Here is a 16,372-nt window from a genome sequence, read left to right on the forward strand (position 1 = left end):
AATGCAGCGTTTAGGGCTTCATTTGAAAGAAAAGCACCTAAAACAGAAATGGCGGCAAGAGAGATCTTGCCGCCATTTCTGTTATCATTCTGGTCTAATTAGGTCAAAGGTGTTTCCTCTAATTGCAAGGCAATTACGCCAGGAAGTTGCTTTCCTTCCATGTATTCCAACAGGGCACCACCGCCCGTAGACACATAGGAAACATCATGGCTGTGGCCCATCTGGGTAACGGCTGCTGCAGAGTCACCACCGCCTATGAGGGAATAGGCGCCGCTCTTAGTGGCTTCCACTACTGCTTCGGCAATCGCCTTGGTACCGGTGGCAAAGTTCTCGAACTCAAACACGCCCATCGGGCCGTTCCAAAGGATCGTCTTGGAGTTGCGCACTACCTCTGAAAACGTAGCGATGGTGTCTGGTCCTATGTCAAGGCCCATCCAACCGTCAGGAATAGTACCGCTGGTAACCACTTGTCTGTTCGCGTTGTTGTCGAAGGCATCGGCAATCACGGTGTCCGTAGGGAGGTAGATTTTAACACCTCTTTCCTCGGCTTTCTTTAGCAGTTCCAGGGTAAGTTCTTGTTTGTCTTCCTCCAGAAGCGAGTTCCCGATGGTGCCGCCCTGGGCTTTGGCGAAAGTATAGCTCATGCCGCCGCCAATGATGAGGTTGTCTACGCGGTCCAGCAGCTGCTCAATCACCTGAATTTTATCTGAGATCTTAGCCCCGCCCATGATGGCGGTGTACGGACGGTCAGCGTAGCTTAAAACGCGCTGGGCATTGTCTAACTCGGCCTGCATCACAGAACCACATACTTTGTCATGCGGGAAGTATTCTGCCACGATAGCGGTAGAGGCGTGGGCGCGGTGCGCGGTCCCGAAGGCATCGTTCACGTACACATCACCCAGCAAACTCAGTTTCTCAGCGAAGTTCCGGTTGCCTTGCTCTTCTTCTTTGTGGAAACGCAGGTTCTCCACCAGCAGAATCTGGCCGGGCTGCAGGTTGCTGGCCATTTCAACGGCTTCACTTCCAATACAATCTGGGGCAAATTGGATAGGCATCTGGAAAACTTCCTCTAAGGGCTTTAACAGGTGCTTTAACGAGTATTTCTCCTCTGGTCCGCCTTTTGGTCTGCCCAAGTGAGACATCAACACCACAGAACCGCCATCGTTTAAAATTTTCTTGATGGTAGGTACCGCCGCCCTGATGCGGGTATCATCCGTGATTTCAAAGTTGCTGTTCAGAGGCACGTTAAAATCTACACGCACCAAGGCCCGTTTGCCCTGGAAATTGTATTGGTCGATTGTTATCATAGTCTATAAGTTTGGTTTTAAGCTACGGATTCCCGCCGAAACAGGTCGGGCAAATATAGTAATTCTATTTTGATACGAAGCTTAGGCGAAAGGAGGGAAGGTCTGCCGGAAAAAAGCGCTTTCGGCCCCGTTTCTCCAAAACAAGCCAAAAGCGCTTTTCCGCAGCAAAGCAAAATGCATCTCCCAACAGAAAGGCTATTTCGCTTTCACAAAGGCTTTGACATCCTCCGCAAACCGAACAGATTCCTCAATGTCTGGAAAATGGGCGCTGTTTTGGTACAACTTATGGGTGCTGTTGGGCAGAATCTGCCGCAAGGCAAGTCCGGTATGCAGGCCTCCATTTTTATCATGCACGCCGCTGATAAGCAGGGTGGGAGTTGTAAGGCCCGCGGCTTTCTCCAATAAGTCTGCTTTGTTGTTTTTAAGGTACACCTTGGCCATGAGCCCTTTGTTGGTCAGGTTGCTTTCTTTCCAGAGATTGCGGTTCTGTTGGGCCTTGCCTTGGTCCACAAAAAGAAACCTGTCCACGGTAGCCGAGGAACTCATATTCCAGACGCTGTTGTATTTGGCGGCCAAGGAAGCGGTGTCTTGCAAAACCTTTTCAATTCTGGGCTTAAGAGCTGGATCAGCAATAGAATAGAAGCCTTGGATCTGTACCAGCATGTTGGCCGGGGAAAGCTCGGCGGGTGAGGACAGGATCAGTTTCTCTACGTGAGCCGGGTGGGCCAAGGCATAGCGCAATGAAAGCTCCGCACCGAAAGAATAGCCTAGCAAGGTGATCTTGGGTACGCCCAGAGAATCACGCAGAGCCTCCAGGTCACTGATGAGGGTGGGCAGGGCGTACTCCTCAGGGTTGGAGGGAGCCTCGCTTCGACCGCAGCCTCGTTGCTCATAATACACCACTGTGGCAAACTCCTCCAGGAGTGGCCCTACCGTTCTCTCAAAGGCATAGTGATTTCCACCGGGGCCCCCATGAACTACCACAATAGGCGTCGTTTGCTTTTTACTGCCCTTGATGTTAACCCAATGCTTAATGCCATTCAGCGTGTAGAACCTTTCTCCGTCTACAAAGCGGCTTGTTCCGTTTTTGGACGGGCTTCTGGAAGGACCTTTACTACAGGAAAGAAATAAAGTAATCAGCAGGAAGCAGTACAGGTATCTCATGCGGTGTTCGCGTTCTTGTTTTTTTAAGAGTTTAGGAAATAGAAGAAAAGGTTTTTCTTTGTAAAAGGAGGGCAGGAAACTAGCTGGTTTACCTACCTTTTGGGGATAACGCCCGAGAAAGTGATACCAATAGCATTTGCAGAGAAGGCGGTGTTTTGCTCGTCTTTGTAAGTCATGGCTGTGTAGGAGAAACCCACAAATCTATAGGCCACTTCAAAGATGGCTCCAGTGGCTCCTTTTAGCTTGAAGTCTCCGCCTAATCCATCAGAGTTAAAAGAAATATTGCGGTGCGAAGCCAAGCCTGCCCCCAAACGTATTTTATCGGTGGCCATCCAGTTGGCGGTCAGGTGCAGCGGGATGCGGGTAAGCCTGATGTGGGCATTGTCTGCCTTGGTGGTGACGTACTTAAAGCCAACTGTTGCGCGCATTAAGAATCTCTCCAGGTTAGGAAGTTCAAACTGGCCGCCAATTGCTATGGACCCACCCTGACCAGCTCGGGTAGATTGGACATCTCCGTTTGTGAAAGAGGTTTCGGCCACTTTGTCCCCGCCAAACTCCAGCGCACCGCCAATGAGCAGTCTGACCGGTCGGTGTTTCTTTTCATTTTCCTGTTCCTGAGCGTAGGCCGGAGCAAAGCCAAGGTAAAGCAGGGAAGAGAGGAGTAGAAGTTTTTTCATAAAGGGTTGGGTTGGTAGGTGTAGGGCTGATACTGGAAGTTTGCGAAATTTACATGTGAAGCCACCTGGCAGCCTTGAAGGTTTTCCTTAGAGTTTCCTGCTGATTATCTAAAAAAGGGCCGTAAACTGGTGGATTCTTCTTGGTGCCAAGCAACTTCTTTTATCCTGTAATTTTACATAAAACCAAACAAATCTCAAGGCTGTCTTCGGGCGCAGTTCAGACGGCCACTTTCCTAGGTTGGGTTTGCCTTTCAACCGTCAAAGGAGCAGGTGCTACCTGGTTGAAATCGGTCCGTTTGCTCATGTTAATGGGGTAATTCTTTCTTACTCTTTTGTAGCTGTAAAAAGTGTTCATGAAGAAGGATAACAGGAAAGCCCCCATCCTTAAGGTGAAAAGGCCTTTCAGAATCCTTCTAAAAGAATAGAGGGGCGAGAAGGACTTCTTCCACAAGGCTCTATGCGCCTGTAGCAGTTGGGTCTCGCTCATCTTCTTAGGTTTAAAAGCCACGTTGTACCCGTTGTAGAAATTCCAGGTTCTTTGAGGCAGCATGCGGCCTTCCTGCTGGAGTTTGTTGTAGATGGGGGTCCCCCTAAAAGGCGTCATGATGCTGAGAAAGGGAACATCAATCCCGATCTCCATCAATTGGTCAGCCATGTGCAGAATGCTCTCTTCATCATCATGGTCAAACCCCGCAATAAATCCCGCCATGACCGCAATGCCCCGTTTCCTTATTTCCTTTACCGCCTCTTTGTAGTTGGCTATTTTGTTTTGCCTTTTGTTGGCGTCTGCCAGAGAATCAACGCCGAACGATTCAATCCCTAAAAACACGCCTATGCAACCAGAGGCTTTCATCAAGTCCAGCAACTCGGGGTCCTTGGCAATGTCCATACTGGCTTGGGTGAGCCACCACTTTTTCAAGGGGATCATTTGGGTGAGCAGTTGCCGGATGTAGGGCCTTCTAATAGTTAGGTTGTCGTCCCAGAACCAAACCACCTTTCGTTGCCACCAATGGATGAAATGATCATAAGAAGCGTCACGGATGACATCCTGCACCGGCCGTAACCTAAAACCGGGGTTCAACGAGGGAACCGTGCAAAAAGAACAGGAGAAAGGGCAACCCCTGGTAGCTTGGATCACCTTCTTGATGAAGAACCGGTTGGGCAGCAGGTCATACCTGGGGGTAGGCAACCCGACCATGTCACAGGGCGAGCCAGCATAGATCGGTTGCAGTTGGCCGTACTCAAGATCCTGCAGCAGGGCGGGCCACACGTTTTCGGCTTCCCCGGTCACAATGGCGTCAAAATAGGAGAGGGCTTCCTCCTGGCAATAAGTGACATGAGGCCCGCCCGCAACTACTATTTTCCCTCTTTTCCTGAATTCTACTGCTAAATTGTACGCCGCCAACGCAAAGCCACTAAAGAAAGAGATGGCAATCACCTCTGCCTCTGTTTCGAAGTCTATTTTATCAATCTGCTGGTGAAACACCCGCACCTCATGCTTAGAAGGCGTGATGGCCGCTAAATGGATGCCCGTGATAGGCGGCACAAAATCCCGTTCATGCCCAAACTCATACCGCTGCACGTAGGCAATGATGATGTCTATTTTCATGTTCTATTTTGCCAGGTTTCCGAAATTAGATTCAGGTAGTAGCTGAAGACCCTGCGTCTGATTTGGACTTGTTTTTAGGAAAAAAAGCCCAAATCAGAACCGCTTTGGTCTGTTTGAATAGTGGAGGCTAACGGCGGCTGGTCAGGTCGTTTTGGCGGGTGAATCTGATGTTGCGAACCACCGGGTTGCTATAATCCAGGGCTACCACTTTGCCGGCTTTGTCCCGCACGAAGCGCACCGTTATCCCTCCCAACTGGAAGGTGTCTGGGTGGACCGGCTTGAAATCGAAGCCATTCCCGGGAGCATCATTGGCGCGTCCTTTTAGGCCCTCGTTTCCGGAAAACATGTCAAAAAACGCCCCTATCTCTTGGTTGGTGTAGCGACCGGTGAAAGCCTGAAGATCGGCGGGGGAGGGGGTGTAAGGCTGCGCCCGACGGTAACGGGTCTTCTTGCCTTCCATGGACTTCAGTTCCAGTTGGTCTGGTGAGGAGAAGTGTAGCTCAAATTCGTCTTGGGACATGAATTGCACAAAGGCGCCATGCCGGCGGTAACGGTCTTTGCCCACCGGCACCAGAGCAGGTCCATTTGCTATCCGGAACCTGTCGCGGTCCACGGCTAGGCGCAGTTGTTCTCCGGTACGCTCATTGATAAACAGCCCCGAATGCGCTTTGGCTCCTTCCAATGCCTCCCCTGTAAGGGCAGGCGGCATTTTGGCTTCGGCTTTCTGAGATTCATCGTAAGTCACAAATAGGTCGGCTATACGTTCTGCTACTGCGGTGGCGGCCATGGCGTCTGAATTACACAAGACTGCGATGGAAATGCCTTGCTCTGGAAAACGGCCCAACCAGGTATGGTACCCGGCCGCACCACCAGAATGCCACACCTCCTTCACGCCGCGGTAGTTCTCCAGAAACAGGCCGCGGGCATACCCCAGTTTTCTGCCATTGTTCAGCTTGGCCGGTTCCTGAAGCTTTTCGGTTACGAACGTTCCCAGGCGCTTGCTGGTAAGGGCATCGTTCCAGAGGACGAGGTCGCCGGCCGTGCTGAGGATAGCGCCGCCGCCCCGGTCATTGCCAAGGTACATGTCCAGTTTCCAGCCGTCTTTCTTTTTCTCGTAAGCCAAAGCCCTGTTTTTGACCATGTCGGTCATGTCGGCTACGTAAACGGTGGACTTCATCCCCAGCGGCTCAAACAAGCGTTGGCGGGCAAACTCCGCGAAGGGCATTCCGCTGGTGCGCGACACAATCTCCACCAACAAGACATAACCGCTGTTGGAGTAGGAGAACTCTTCACCGGGCACAAAGTTTAGACCCTTCTGCCTCAGGATAAGCGTCAAAGCATCAGGGTTACCGTTGGCCAGTTGCAACATGCCCGTCCAGTCACGGATGCCGCTGGTATGGGTGAGCAAATGATCCAACGTGATCTTGTGACCATAGTCAGGCAGCTCCGGCAGATACTTGTGGATGTCCTCAGAAAGGGAAAGGCGCTTCTCTTCCACCAACAGGAGGGTAGCCGCCGCGATAAACTGCTTCCTCACAGAGCCGATGTCAAAGATGGAATTAGAGGAAAGCGGAACTTCCCGCTCCAGATCGGCCAATCCGTAAGCCCGGTTTACCACCATCTTTCCGTTCTGCGAGACGGCGCACGAGCACCCCGGTTTGTCTTTGGTAGCCCATTGAAAAATTTTGTCTACTTCACCGGTTTTGTCCTGCGCATGACTAAGGTTGCCCAGAAAAAAGAGGTTGGCCAGCAATGTTACCAGAAAGGCAACTTGGCGGATAGAGAAGAGGGTTTTGAACCCCTTTGACCTGTTATTACGGGCCCAGTAGAGTTTGTTTACTTCTGTTTTCATACGTTTTGATTTTAAGTTTTGGGGTTGATTAATGCTGAGTGTTGGTGATTTAAAAGTTCTTTGAATTTCAAAGTAAAAAATCAAAAAAATAGCCATAAGTGGCTTTGCGTTCCTGATTTTAAGGGTAGGTCAAATTTTTATTGGCGCAATGATTAATTAAAAGGTTTCTCTATTTAGCTTTCTCATAGGCTTCTAAGCATTTTTCAAGAGGCTGGCCTTCCTGATGAATACACGCACAAAACGTTTCACATGCCTGAGGACTGGCGCTGTCTTCACATTGCCTTCTGCATTCTTTCATGGTGTTGTAAGGCATCAACTCAAACCCGAAGCGGTGAAACAGCACTACTAAGGCCACACTTGCGATCACACCCGCAAAGAACTTGGTAGGAAACTTTCTGCTTAAATTCCTCCACTTAGGTAATTCATGCTGGGTAGGTTCCTGGTTAAAGGGGAGAAGGGACTTCCATTTGTGGTAATACCAGCAAAGCAGGTACAGGTTAGCCAATACCATCAAAGGCGAGGTGACAAAGGACCCCTCAAAACGCACCGCGATGGACAAGATGCAGATGTTCAGAATGATGGGGAAATAGATCACCACACCCAACACCGCCGTGCGGGGAATCAGTAACAGAACTGCGGCCGTTACTTGCAGCACCCCAATGGTGGTGTAGTAAAATCCCGTTTTGTACACCGCTTCCAGGTAGTTCCCCATGGGGTGATTCACCGATAAAACCGTGAACCGCTCCCCCATAATCTTGACCATGCCTGAGGGGATAAACCCCGCTGCCAGTGCCACCCGATTGAAGATGGCAAATAAGTAGAGCCATCTGTTTTCCCTGGCTTGGGAATGGAGTTGGTCTAGCTTAGAAGAAATGCTCATGTCTTCCTTGGTAAGGTTCTGCTTTAAGGCTGGGTATGTTTGGTCACGAAGAAGGTCTACCTGGCCCATTGGTCAATCATATCTCCAAGATCGCTTACCCCTAAGGTGAACATGACCAGCAGGATGCTTAAGATGATTTTCACCAAAAGCGGAATAGCGAAACCAACTCTTTCCCGAAGTAGGGTATTAACCGGCGGTAAGTACAGGCAGGCAAAAACAAGGTAGGCAATCCCCGGCACGGGGTGCACCCACAGCAGATTCAGAATGCCAATTACTACCAGGAGGGCGGCAAATGCCCAACCTGCCATATTCCCTACACTTAGTGTATTGTTCATGATGGTTTATTTGAAGTCGAATACCAACGGGAAGATGAATACCACAATAACTGTCCAGACGAAGTAAACCGGGAGGTACAAAGCAATGGCTCTTCCTACCTCGGTAAGGGCGGCTTTCCTTGAGATGGTTTTAAGCAGCATGACGGTCACCAAGAGCAGATGCACTAGAATCAACACGTTGCCGCCCAAGACCGCCAAACGATTGGGCGTAATACCCCACTCTGAGATCCGGAAGGAGATAGCAGATAAGGCAATGCCGTTCACTACCACCGTAACAATGGACAAGAGAAGCAGGAGCCACACCCCTGAGGTGGAGGCGGATTTGTTTGAGCTTTCTGCAACAGAGAAGAAGATGAGGGCCATGACTCCGATCAAGAGGAGGTTGAACAGTAAAAGGAACTCTCTGTCGTTATAAGGGTCTTTTCCGGAAAAGATGATCGCACCCAAATAGATGATCAGCATGACCAAAACCAACGGGCTGAATATCTTGGCAATCACCGGCGACACCTTGTTTACCAGTTGCGGATTGGTCTGGGTAAGGAACGTGGCCACGATAGGCACAGCCGGTAAACCGAAGGCCACCACGTACTCTCCGTAGAACTTTTCAATATTGAGCCCTATGAGGGAAAACAACCCAATGGTAATGCCCGTCATGATCACCCCTGCTATCACCAACAAGGCACACATCACCGCCAAATCTCCGTTGAAGCGAAGGAAAGAAAGGCGTTTCTGGTAGCTCCTGATCTCATCACCTGAGAACGAAACCCCAAGAACTCCCCAAAGCAGCAAAGGCAGATGGATGCAGGCTAAGATCAGGGTGTCACTGGTAGTATTGTTGGGCAAGAAATTGATGTACACCAGGCAGGCCAGAAGAATACCGGTGAGATATAGGATCTTGTTTACCGCCAGTTTGTTTTTCCAGGCGAAATACGCCGCCACAAAGGGAAACACCAGGAAACTGATATTACGCGGATAATAGAACTCTTCCTCAATCGCGAAGAAGGCCGGCAGTTTGGCAAATAGACCTGCTATGAAAGCGGCCACCACCACAAACAGGAACTCATTTCTGGAACCCCAGGAAATGTCATCTGAGTCATAGTTCAGGCGTTCGTTCCAGTAATCGGCGAGGAGGTTTCCTTTTAGATCTGGGTAGAGATGGCTGAACTCCCGCTTAAAAGGGGCTTTGTTGCCCCGGTACAACTTTTCCAGCTGGCTGGGGTTTTGCAGGTTTGAAAGTATTTGGTCTCGCATGGCTTTTGTTTTTGTAAGCAGTTAAAGAGGCGCTACAATGTATCTCTGAGTTTTTAATCCCACATGGTACCGTCTAAGCCCAGCACAACCCCAAGCCACAGCCCAATGATAAAGACAACCAAGCTGATTAGGATAGCCAAGAATCTGTTAAAACCACGGGTACTCTGGTAGCGCATGAAGGCGTAGAATGCCCCGCCTACGGCACCTGCGGCCGGAGTAATGATCAAGGGTCTGATCATCCAGTATTTTCCCCATTCTGGGTTCGGTTGATCAGCGCCAAGTACAAAGAAGAGGATCACCAGCAAGGCAATGCCTGCCCCCATGAGCAGTGGTTTCATAAAGGAGACTGGTTGGTGTGGCTGGGTGTTTAAATTGTTCTGGTTCATGATGATAATTGTTAAAATGCGAATTTTAGTATTTGTTAAAGTACTTTGATTTACAAAGTAAGTAGGCAAAAAAAATTAGTCGCCTTGCCGGTTACTTAAAATTAGCTTCTCCAGTGCGTCTAAGTGACTTTTGAAGGCCTCACGGCCCGCATCAGTGGCTTGGTACGAAGTCTGAGGTTTTCGGCCTACAAACTGCTTTTCCACACGCAGGTATTCGGCTTCCTCCAAAGCACGTAAGTGGCTAGCCAGGTTGCCATCGGTGAGTTGCAGGGTTTCTTTCAGGGTATTAAAATCCACCCTTTCTTCCACCATCAGCACCGACATGATGCCCAACCGCGCTCTGCTCTCAAATGCTTTATTTATATTTTCAAGAAACGTTTTCAAAGAGTGTCTATCGTTCGTATTTAAAGTACAACAGCGCGCCGTACACAATATGTAGCACTCCAAACCCAATTGTCCAAGACAGCAACCCGTACCCTATAAAGAAACTAGAGGCTAATCCCAGTACCAGCTCACAGATACCCAGGTATCGGATATCACTGAAGGTGTACTTACTGCCGTTAATCAAAGCCAAGCCGTAAAAGACAAGCATGGCGGGTGCCACCAGGTACAAAATTTGATGGTAAAGAAGCACTGCGCAAAATACCCCGCCTGCCGCTAAAGGGATAGCCATGTTCACCATCAGCCGCTGTGATTTACTGTCCCAGATGCGTTGGTTATTTTTGCGGGCTCTTCTTATCGTGAACAAAGAGGCTAAGACAAGCGCCACCACCAATACCACCAAAGCAACGGAGATCAGGAACAGGAGGTTGTCCTGGCTAAGGGTCATCCCCTGCGTTCCGCGGTAGGAGAGGTTATGCTTCCCCATGTACCAGACGACCACAGCTGCCCCGGCCAATGCCGTCACTCCCGCCGAAATACCCGAAAGCCCGCTGAGCGATATAAACCGCGACGAACGGTCCATGATGTTACGGATCTCGTGCAGGGCTTCTAGTTGGTCTTGCTGTTGATTCATATTAAAGTACTTTGCGATTCAAAGTTAATAAGGCTTTACGGATAAGCAAGAAAGACGATAGAAAATTTTAAAATTTTTTACCCAATGGAAAAAACCTAAAAGTCGAATACTAAAGGTTGGGTCTTCCTGCTATTCATTAGCCATTTTGCTGGTGTACGGGTTGTTCGTGGTCGGACTCACTTGGTAGCGGTGGTGCTTCTTTAAAAGTGAGTTTGGGTGATTACCGATTGTGGTTAACTACTCAGAAGAGGAGGTTGGTTGATTGGCCCGGTATAGGTTCAAAGATTCATTTATCAATTTATGAATTAAAGGATGTGAATCAGCAGTAGGTGATTTGACAAAAATATCTTTTTCTATATCGTTTTTATCCTTTTGAATGATGTGAACCAAAGATCCATCTAACACAATCCTGTTTTTACCTTCTTTACTTTTTAAGCTGGCTTCATCTGCTGAGTAGAATTCCTCAAGGGTCTTTAGGTAGGATTTGTTCTTGTTGTTCTTCAGATGGATGCTGTCTAGGGTAAAGACCGAATACTGTTGCATCAATTGATCAAGCCGGTTTATGAATTCCTTACTTTCAGGAGAGTTAGGGTTATTAAATGATTGTTCAGCAAAATACAACCCGCTAATTTTCTCGAACTCCTTATCCTGCCCCAGGCGGTTATAATCAACACTGTCTAGTTTAGAGTAAATAATCTTTGTGGCTTTGTCTGTCTTCTTGATCGTAAGGCTGAACTCGTGAGGAGAGTTACCGGCTTTAGAATAGGTGGCGCTTGGTTTAGATTTAATGTAGATCTCATAATCCTTCCCCTTGTTTTGGGAGTACGCTATGTTAGTTACTGCTAAAAGTAAAAGGACGATGACTGTTCTCATTTGAAAAAGATACTGTATGGTCTAGCTAATGTTACGTACTTAGGTACTGAGGATAATTAGCCTTAGGCTTATTTTGACTTCAAACCATAGTTGATGGGCGTAAGTACAGGCCCTAGCGAATCATGGAAAAGCAAGAAAGGACACCTGTAACTCTCCTAACTTCTTATACCCTAGAGCATTCATATGGATAGGATCACGATAATATAATTGCTTGTTGTAGACATTATACCCGCCTAAAGAGAACTGATCTAGAACAGGTATTCCGTGAAGGGCGCAAATCTTTTTTTGCATCTCAACATACTCATTCATTCCTTGGGCAACTAATGGATCATAGCCACCTCTATCATTAAAGGCTTTGCTTGAAGTAAAAAAGTAGATGATGGCATGGGGGTTTTTCTCGTAAATCTTTTTTATACAATAATTAATCCCGCCTGCCTGGGTAGTTAACTTCTTTTTGTCAAAGCCATCAAATTCTGTGTAATCGGTATAAGACCCATTATCTCTTTTGTTTGTATAGTCATTTGTAGAAGCCCAAAGGACATAGATATCAAATACCCCTGCTTCATCTACCTGTTTTTGGATAGATTTTCCTTGTAAGGAAGAAAAGCCTGCACCAGATACTCCATAATTGGTAATCTTCATTCCTAAGGATCTTTGCCACATAATTTTGGCACTATCGCTCTCAGGTATCACGGAAACAGAGCCTCCAAACACGGCAACTGTTTTACCATAATTGGCGGATTTCTGAAAAGGAATCTTGTCACCCTTATCTTGTGAATAAGCGTTTGCGGAAATTAGAAGAAATAAAACAACCAAATAATTCAGAATTCCTTTCATTGTGATGGATTTAATAGTTCGCGTGCTTGATTTTTTTCTAAACATTATCAGTTCTGAATTGTGAAGTTTAAGTTATCTCTTGAAGCGTAAAAATAACTAATCTTATGTCTAAGTTTTGATGCTTCTATTCAAGATGGGTACTACTACCCAGTTTAAGCTTAGCGGATGGATTTTGAAAACCCGCCTAGAAACAGAGTTTTAGCTCTGTGGCCACCTGCTTCAATCCCTTGCAAGTAGTTTACTTTTTAAACTGCTTTTTCAAGGTAGTTTCCAATAAAATTGGTGTTCAAATAATCAGCTAACTTTTTAAACTCAGTTGAATTGTCTCGCTTCCATAACTCAAGTGTTTTCCCTTCTTTGGTATTTAGTATTAGTTTACTACCTGTAGTATAACCTATAAGCATGTAGGTTTCTTGACTCCAAGAATAGATATCAAATAGATTAACTTCAATTTTTGGGTTGAGTATTCTTTTTATGATTAGGCGGTGGTCTTTGAGGAAATACTTTTTAGAATTTTTTATTATTCTATTGATGTTAAGTATTGTAATGATGCTCCATAAACAAAGGGCAGTCAATTTTGCAGAATCTGAAAACCCTGGAACTAAGCCGTGCAAATAAAGCCAGCAAATTGTTAGTGCAACCCACAAACTTATTTCTATCCAGTATCTAATCATTTGTTTTTACAACAACCTACTTTACTAAGCTTAAAGCGATTAATGCTATTTATGCCTTGTTGGGACTAATTTCAATTTGTTTCTGCTACTTTATTAAAGCTTGGGAAGATGGGTGATATTCAATTGAAATAGAATCACCTATGCTGTATTTTGTGTCGTGAGTATCGTCTTTATATGTTTTGCCATTCAAGATAAAGCTATAGGAGTAAGTATATTTTTGTGACACTGGGCTGTTACCAAAAAAGTTCTTTTCCCTTATTACTACTGCGTTAATCGTCTTAGCATCAGAATTAAGAAGTTTATCTTCTAACCACTGTCTAGTTCCTACATAAATTGTATCAGCTATCATAACAAGTATGATTACACCTCCAAAAATTGCTGATAATGACCAATTTCTACTTTTTTGCTTCTTTTTCTTTAGCATCCTTAATCAAAGTAAGAAGCTTTAGTACAATTATGAATTTTCTTAGCCTGAAATAATAAGCTCAATTTTTTTAACTGAATAACTCCGCTTCTTAAATCTATACATATAACCAATCACCCGTTTTTTTAGGCTAAAACTACCTGGTAACCGGAATAGCATTATTGCTAATTCTATATAGCCTGAGCAATATACCTACCGCAAGCTTCTGGTGAAAGAAAGCTGCTTTTCGTTTTGGATCAAGGTATGGATTTCCGGCCCGAAAGCGGAACAGCGATGGGAGCAAAGAACGTTGTTTTCAGATGAAAGGCTTCCTTTGCTAACCAGGTTTTAAACCGAAACCGCAGGCACTAGGAACGAAAGAGCAAAAACCAGTATCTTTGCCCTAATGAAAATTGGAATCATCTTTGGTGGGCCGTCCCGGGAGCGCGAAATCTCTTTCGCTGGTGGCCGCACCGTCTTCGATAATTTAGATAAGTCACTGTTTGAGGCTGTTCCGGTGTTTGCCGACAGCCTGGGTAACTTCATTCTGCTGGACTGGCACTACATCTACAAGGGGACCATCCGCGATTTCTATCCGCCGGTAGACGTGCTGCCTTCCACCGAGCACGGCCTGCAGATGTACCTGGAGTCGTTGGGGCAGCTATCTGAAGAGGAGCTGAATGACATTGCCTCTAGAGTAGGACAGCGTATTCACCCGCACCAGTTCAAGAACCTGTTTGACTTTGCTTTCCTGACGCTGCACGGACCGTACGGCGAAGATGGTAGCATCCAGGGCTTGCTGGAGTGGTATGGCATTCCGTATTCCGGCTCGGGTATTTTGCCGTCGGCGATTGGTATTGACAAGATCGCGCAGAAAGCCTTGTTGCAGCAGCATGGGTTCGCCACCCCAGATTATCGCATTCTGAGCTTGCAGGAGTGGCACTCCACCCAAGACCGCGCCGCATTGCTGGACAACCTGGTAGCTGATCTGGGTTTGCCTTTGGTTTTGAAAGCGCCGCACCAGGGTTCTTCTATTGGCGTGTCCATTATCAAAGAGAAAAACCTTCAATTGTTTGAAGAAGCCATTTCGCGCAGCCTGTTCTCCCTGACCATTAAGAAAAGCGAGTGGAACAGCAAGAGCGCCAACCAGCAGTTGAACTTCATCAAAACCTTAACCGATATTCGCGAGGGCATCGGCTTGCCGGTACAAACCCAAGACGGAGGACTAATCTACGCACCGGAAGAGCTGCTGAGCCTGCTTTCAGCCACTTTTAGCGAAAACGGTCCCGAAACCATCACGCTCACCAACGTGGAGAGCGAGACGCAGGTACTCATTGAGGCGTTCATCAACGGCCGTGAGTTCTCCTGCATCGTGGTGCAGGACCAGGCGGGTCACCCTATTGCCTTGCCACCCACTGAGATCAGAAAAGGGGGAGAGGTTTTTGACTACCGTTCTAAATATTTGCCCGGCCTGAGCCGCAAGATTACCCCTATTGATTTGCCAACCGAGCAGATCCAGGAAATCAGACAACAATGCGAGCGCCTGTACACCAGCCTTGGCTTCAACGTGTATGCGCGTCTGGATGGCTTTATTACCGAGGCTGGTGAAATCTTCCTGAATGACCCGAACACCACGTCGGGTATGTTGCCTTCTTCGTTTTTCTTCCACCAGGCGGCTGAGATCGGCTTGAACCCTTCGCAGTTCTTGACCTACATCATCCGGACGTCTTTGGCGGAGCGGGTGAAAAGCGGGAAGAACACGGCCTATTTGACCAGCTTGCTGAAAAGATTGGATTCGGCCATGGCCGATGAGCGGGCGCACCGTCATGACAAGCTGCGCGTGGGCGTGATCATGGGCGGTTACTCGTCTGAGCGTCATATCTCCGTGGAAAGCGGCCGGAATATCTACGAGAAACTGGCCTCATCTACCAAATACGAACCCATTCCAATTTTCCTGACCGGGAATGAGGAGTCGCATCAGCTGTACCAGATTCCGATCAACATCATGTTGAAGGACAATGCTGATGACATCAAAGAGAAAATTGAGGCCTCAGAAGCAGGCGTGCCTACGCACCCAGTGTTGGCTCAGATCAAAGAAGCAGCTTCCAGCATCACCAGTCTGTATGCGGGTAACTCCCTGCAGAAGCCTCAGCGCTTGACGTATGAGCACTTGCAAACGCTGGTTGATGCGGTGTTTATCGCCTTGCACGGTCGTCCGGGTGAGGACGGGGAACTGCAGACCGAATTGGAGAAATACCTGATTCCGTACAACGGTTCAGGCATTCAGTCCAGCCAGGTGACCATCAACAAGTTTGAGACCAACCGCATCCTGCGCGAAAACGGGGTACACGTGGCTGAACACATGCTGGCCTTCAAAAAAGACTGGCAAGACAATAAAGATGCGTTCTTCCAATTGATTGAAGAGCGGTTCGCTTATCCGTTCATTGCCAAGCCCGCTGATGACGGATGTTCTTCGGCGGTGAAGAAGATTAAATCCCGCGAGGAACTGGAAGCCTTTTCTGAGCTGATTTTCAGAAACTCCATTGAAATCCCGGAAAACCCGGCGCAGGTACTGAAACTGAGCTTCAAGGAAGAGGTGCCTATGAAAGGCTACTTCCTCATTGAGAACCTGATTTCCCGCGAAGGGGCGAAGCACTTCCTGGAGATTACAGGTGGATTGCTGACCAGCTACGGACCGAATGGCCGCACCGAGTACGAAATATTTGAAGCCTCAGAAGCGTTGGCCGAAGGTGAGGTGCTTAGTCTGGAAGAGAAGTTTTTGGCAGGAGAGGGGCAGAACATTACCCCGGCCCGTTACGCCCGTGATCCTGAGGAGCGGCAACGCATCTCTGACCACGTGAAGCAGGACTTGAAGCGCGTAGCCGAAATTCTGCGCATTGAAGGCTACGCCCGGATCGATGCGTTTGTGCGCGTGCACGAAGACGGTAAAGTGGAGACCATCATCATTGAGGTGAACTCTTTGCCTGGTATGACCCCGGCCACGTGTATCTTCCACCAGACGGCTATCAACGGCTACAAACCTTACGATTTCATTGACCGCATCCTGCAGTTTGGCATGGAGCGTACTAAAAAAGTTATTTCTTAAGTA

Annotated in this window: 16 protein-coding genes; 1 reads left to right on the top strand and 15 read right to left on the bottom strand. The window is 47.7% G+C overall.

Annotated elements, in window-relative coordinates; translation table 11 throughout:
* Positions 1-98: 98 nt before the first annotated feature.
* The 15 genes from ACW9SV_RS09785 to ACW9SV_RS09855 form a co-directional block, all read right to left on the bottom strand.
* Positions 99-1,307: a phosphoglycerate kinase gene (locus ACW9SV_RS09785; protein ID WP_479556578.1), complete on the bottom strand. Its 1,209-nt coding sequence runs from the start codon at positions 1,305-1,307 to the stop codon at positions 99-101.
* Positions 1,308-1,502: 195 nt separating this feature from the next.
* A complete protein-coding gene (locus ACW9SV_RS09790) occupies positions 1,503-2,471 on the bottom strand; it encodes an alpha/beta fold hydrolase (RefSeq protein WP_479556579.1) in 969 nt (322 codons plus the stop codon).
* 92 nt (positions 2,472-2,563) lie between these two features.
* A complete protein-coding gene (locus ACW9SV_RS09795; RefSeq protein ID WP_479556580.1) occupies positions 2,564-3,148 on the bottom strand; it encodes a hypothetical protein in 585 nt (194 codons plus the stop codon).
* A 217-nt stretch (positions 3,149-3,365) separates the two neighbouring features.
* Positions 3,366-4,757 carry a B12-binding domain-containing radical SAM protein gene (locus ACW9SV_RS09800; RefSeq protein ID WP_479556581.1) on the bottom strand — a complete coding sequence of 464 codons (1,392 nt, stop codon included), beginning with the start codon at positions 4,755-4,757 and terminating at the stop codon, positions 3,366-3,368.
* A gap of 127 nt (positions 4,758-4,884) precedes the next feature.
* On the bottom strand, positions 4,885-6,609 hold the full coding sequence (locus ACW9SV_RS09805) for a serine hydrolase domain-containing protein (protein ID WP_479556582.1): 1,725 nt from the start codon (positions 6,607-6,609) through the stop codon (positions 4,885-4,887).
* A gap of 169 nt (positions 6,610-6,778) precedes the next feature.
* Positions 6,779-7,558, bottom strand: a complete 780-nt coding sequence (locus ACW9SV_RS09810; protein WP_479556583.1) for a DoxX family protein — start codon at positions 7,556-7,558, stop codon at positions 6,779-6,781.
* Entirely contained in the window at positions 7,546-7,824 is a 279-nt protein-coding gene (locus ACW9SV_RS09815; RefSeq protein WP_479556584.1) for a hypothetical protein, read from the bottom strand. Before ACW9SV_RS09815 ends, ACW9SV_RS09810 begins: the two co-directional genes overlap by 13 nt.
* A gap of 6 nt (positions 7,825-7,830) precedes the next feature.
* On the bottom strand, positions 7,831-9,075 hold the full coding sequence (locus ACW9SV_RS09820) for a hypothetical protein (RefSeq protein WP_479556585.1): 1,245 nt from the start codon (positions 9,073-9,075) through the stop codon (positions 7,831-7,833).
* Positions 9,076-9,128: 53 nt separating this feature from the next.
* Positions 9,129-9,461 (bottom strand): potassium transporter KefB, encoded by a 333-nt coding sequence (locus tag ACW9SV_RS09825; RefSeq protein ID WP_479556586.1) that lies wholly within the window; start codon positions 9,459-9,461, stop codon positions 9,129-9,131.
* Between the two features lie 75 nt (positions 9,462-9,536).
* Positions 9,537-9,845, bottom strand: coding sequence for a winged helix-turn-helix domain-containing protein (locus ACW9SV_RS09830; RefSeq protein WP_479556587.1), 309 nt, complete (start codon positions 9,843-9,845; stop codon positions 9,537-9,539).
* Between the two features lie 7 nt (positions 9,846-9,852).
* Positions 9,853-10,476 (bottom strand): hypothetical protein, encoded by a 624-nt coding sequence (locus ACW9SV_RS09835; RefSeq protein ID WP_479556588.1) that lies wholly within the window; start codon positions 10,474-10,476, stop codon positions 9,853-9,855.
* 237 nt (positions 10,477-10,713) lie between these two features.
* Positions 10,714-11,349 carry a hypothetical protein gene (locus tag ACW9SV_RS09840; RefSeq protein WP_479556589.1) on the bottom strand — a complete coding sequence of 212 codons (636 nt, stop codon included), beginning with the start codon at positions 11,347-11,349 and terminating at the stop codon, positions 10,714-10,716.
* Between the two features lie 120 nt (positions 11,350-11,469).
* Complete coding sequence (locus ACW9SV_RS09845; RefSeq protein ID WP_479556590.1) at positions 11,470-12,186, bottom strand: SGNH/GDSL hydrolase family protein; 717 nt, start codon at positions 12,184-12,186, stop codon at positions 11,470-11,472.
* 245 nt (positions 12,187-12,431) lie between these two features.
* Complete coding sequence (locus tag ACW9SV_RS09850; protein ID WP_479556591.1) at positions 12,432-12,860, bottom strand: hypothetical protein; 429 nt, start codon at positions 12,858-12,860, stop codon at positions 12,432-12,434.
* Positions 12,861-12,945: 85 nt separating this feature from the next.
* Positions 12,946-13,284, bottom strand: coding sequence for a hypothetical protein (locus ACW9SV_RS09855; protein ID WP_479556592.1), 339 nt, complete (start codon positions 13,282-13,284; stop codon positions 12,946-12,948).
* A 385-nt stretch (positions 13,285-13,669) separates the two neighbouring features.
* On the opposite strand from ACW9SV_RS09855, the gene ACW9SV_RS09860 reads away from it, so the two are divergent.
* Positions 13,670-16,369, top strand: coding sequence for a D-alanine--D-alanine ligase family protein (locus tag ACW9SV_RS09860; RefSeq protein ID WP_479556593.1), 2,700 nt, complete (start codon positions 13,670-13,672; stop codon positions 16,367-16,369).
* Positions 16,370-16,372: the final 3 nt, after the last annotated feature.

The organism is Rufibacter sp. JT20002 (genome assembly GCF_056491185.1).

Coding starts and splice junctions, on each gene's coding strand:
- ACW9SV_RS09785 (WP_479556578.1), bottom strand. CDS start 1,307: ATGATAACAATCGACCAATACAATTTCCAGGGCAAACGGGCCTTGGTG.
- ACW9SV_RS09790 (WP_479556579.1), bottom strand. CDS start 2,471: ATGAGATACCTGTACTGCTTCCTGCTGATTACTTTATTTCTTTCCTGT.
- ACW9SV_RS09795 (WP_479556580.1), bottom strand. CDS start 3,148: ATGAAAAAACTTCTACTCCTCTCTTCCCTGCTTTACCTTGGCTTTGCT.
- ACW9SV_RS09800 (WP_479556581.1), bottom strand. CDS start 4,757: ATGAAAATAGACATCATCATTGCCTACGTGCAGCGGTATGAGTTTGGG.
- ACW9SV_RS09805 (WP_479556582.1), bottom strand. CDS start 6,609: ATGAAAACAGAAGTAAACAAACTCTACTGGGCCCGTAATAACAGGTCA.
- ACW9SV_RS09810 (WP_479556583.1), bottom strand. CDS start 7,558: ATGGGCCAGGTAGACCTTCTTCGTGACCAAACATACCCAGCCTTAAAG.
- ACW9SV_RS09815 (WP_479556584.1), bottom strand. CDS start 7,824: ATGAACAATACACTAAGTGTAGGGAATATGGCAGGTTGGGCATTTGCC.
- ACW9SV_RS09820 (WP_479556585.1), bottom strand. CDS start 9,075: ATGCGAGACCAAATACTTTCAAACCTGCAAAACCCCAGCCAGCTGGAA.
- ACW9SV_RS09825 (WP_479556586.1), bottom strand. CDS start 9,461: ATGAACCAGAACAATTTAAACACCCAGCCACACCAACCAGTCTCCTTT.
- ACW9SV_RS09835 (WP_479556588.1), bottom strand. CDS start 10,476: ATGAATCAACAGCAAGACCAACTAGAAGCCCTGCACGAGATCCGTAAC.
- ACW9SV_RS09840 (WP_479556589.1), bottom strand. CDS start 11,349: ATGAGAACAGTCATCGTCCTTTTACTTTTAGCAGTAACTAACATAGCG.
- ACW9SV_RS09845 (WP_479556590.1), bottom strand. CDS start 12,186: ATGAAAGGAATTCTGAATTATTTGGTTGTTTTATTTCTTCTAATTTCC.
- ACW9SV_RS09850 (WP_479556591.1), bottom strand. CDS start 12,860: ATGATTAGATACTGGATAGAAATAAGTTTGTGGGTTGCACTAACAATT.
- ACW9SV_RS09855 (WP_479556592.1), bottom strand. CDS start 13,284: ATGCTAAAGAAAAAGAAGCAAAAAAGTAGAAATTGGTCATTATCAGCA.
- ACW9SV_RS09860 (WP_479556593.1), top strand. CDS start 13,670: ATGAAAATTGGAATCATCTTTGGTGGGCCGTCCCGGGAGCGCGAAATC.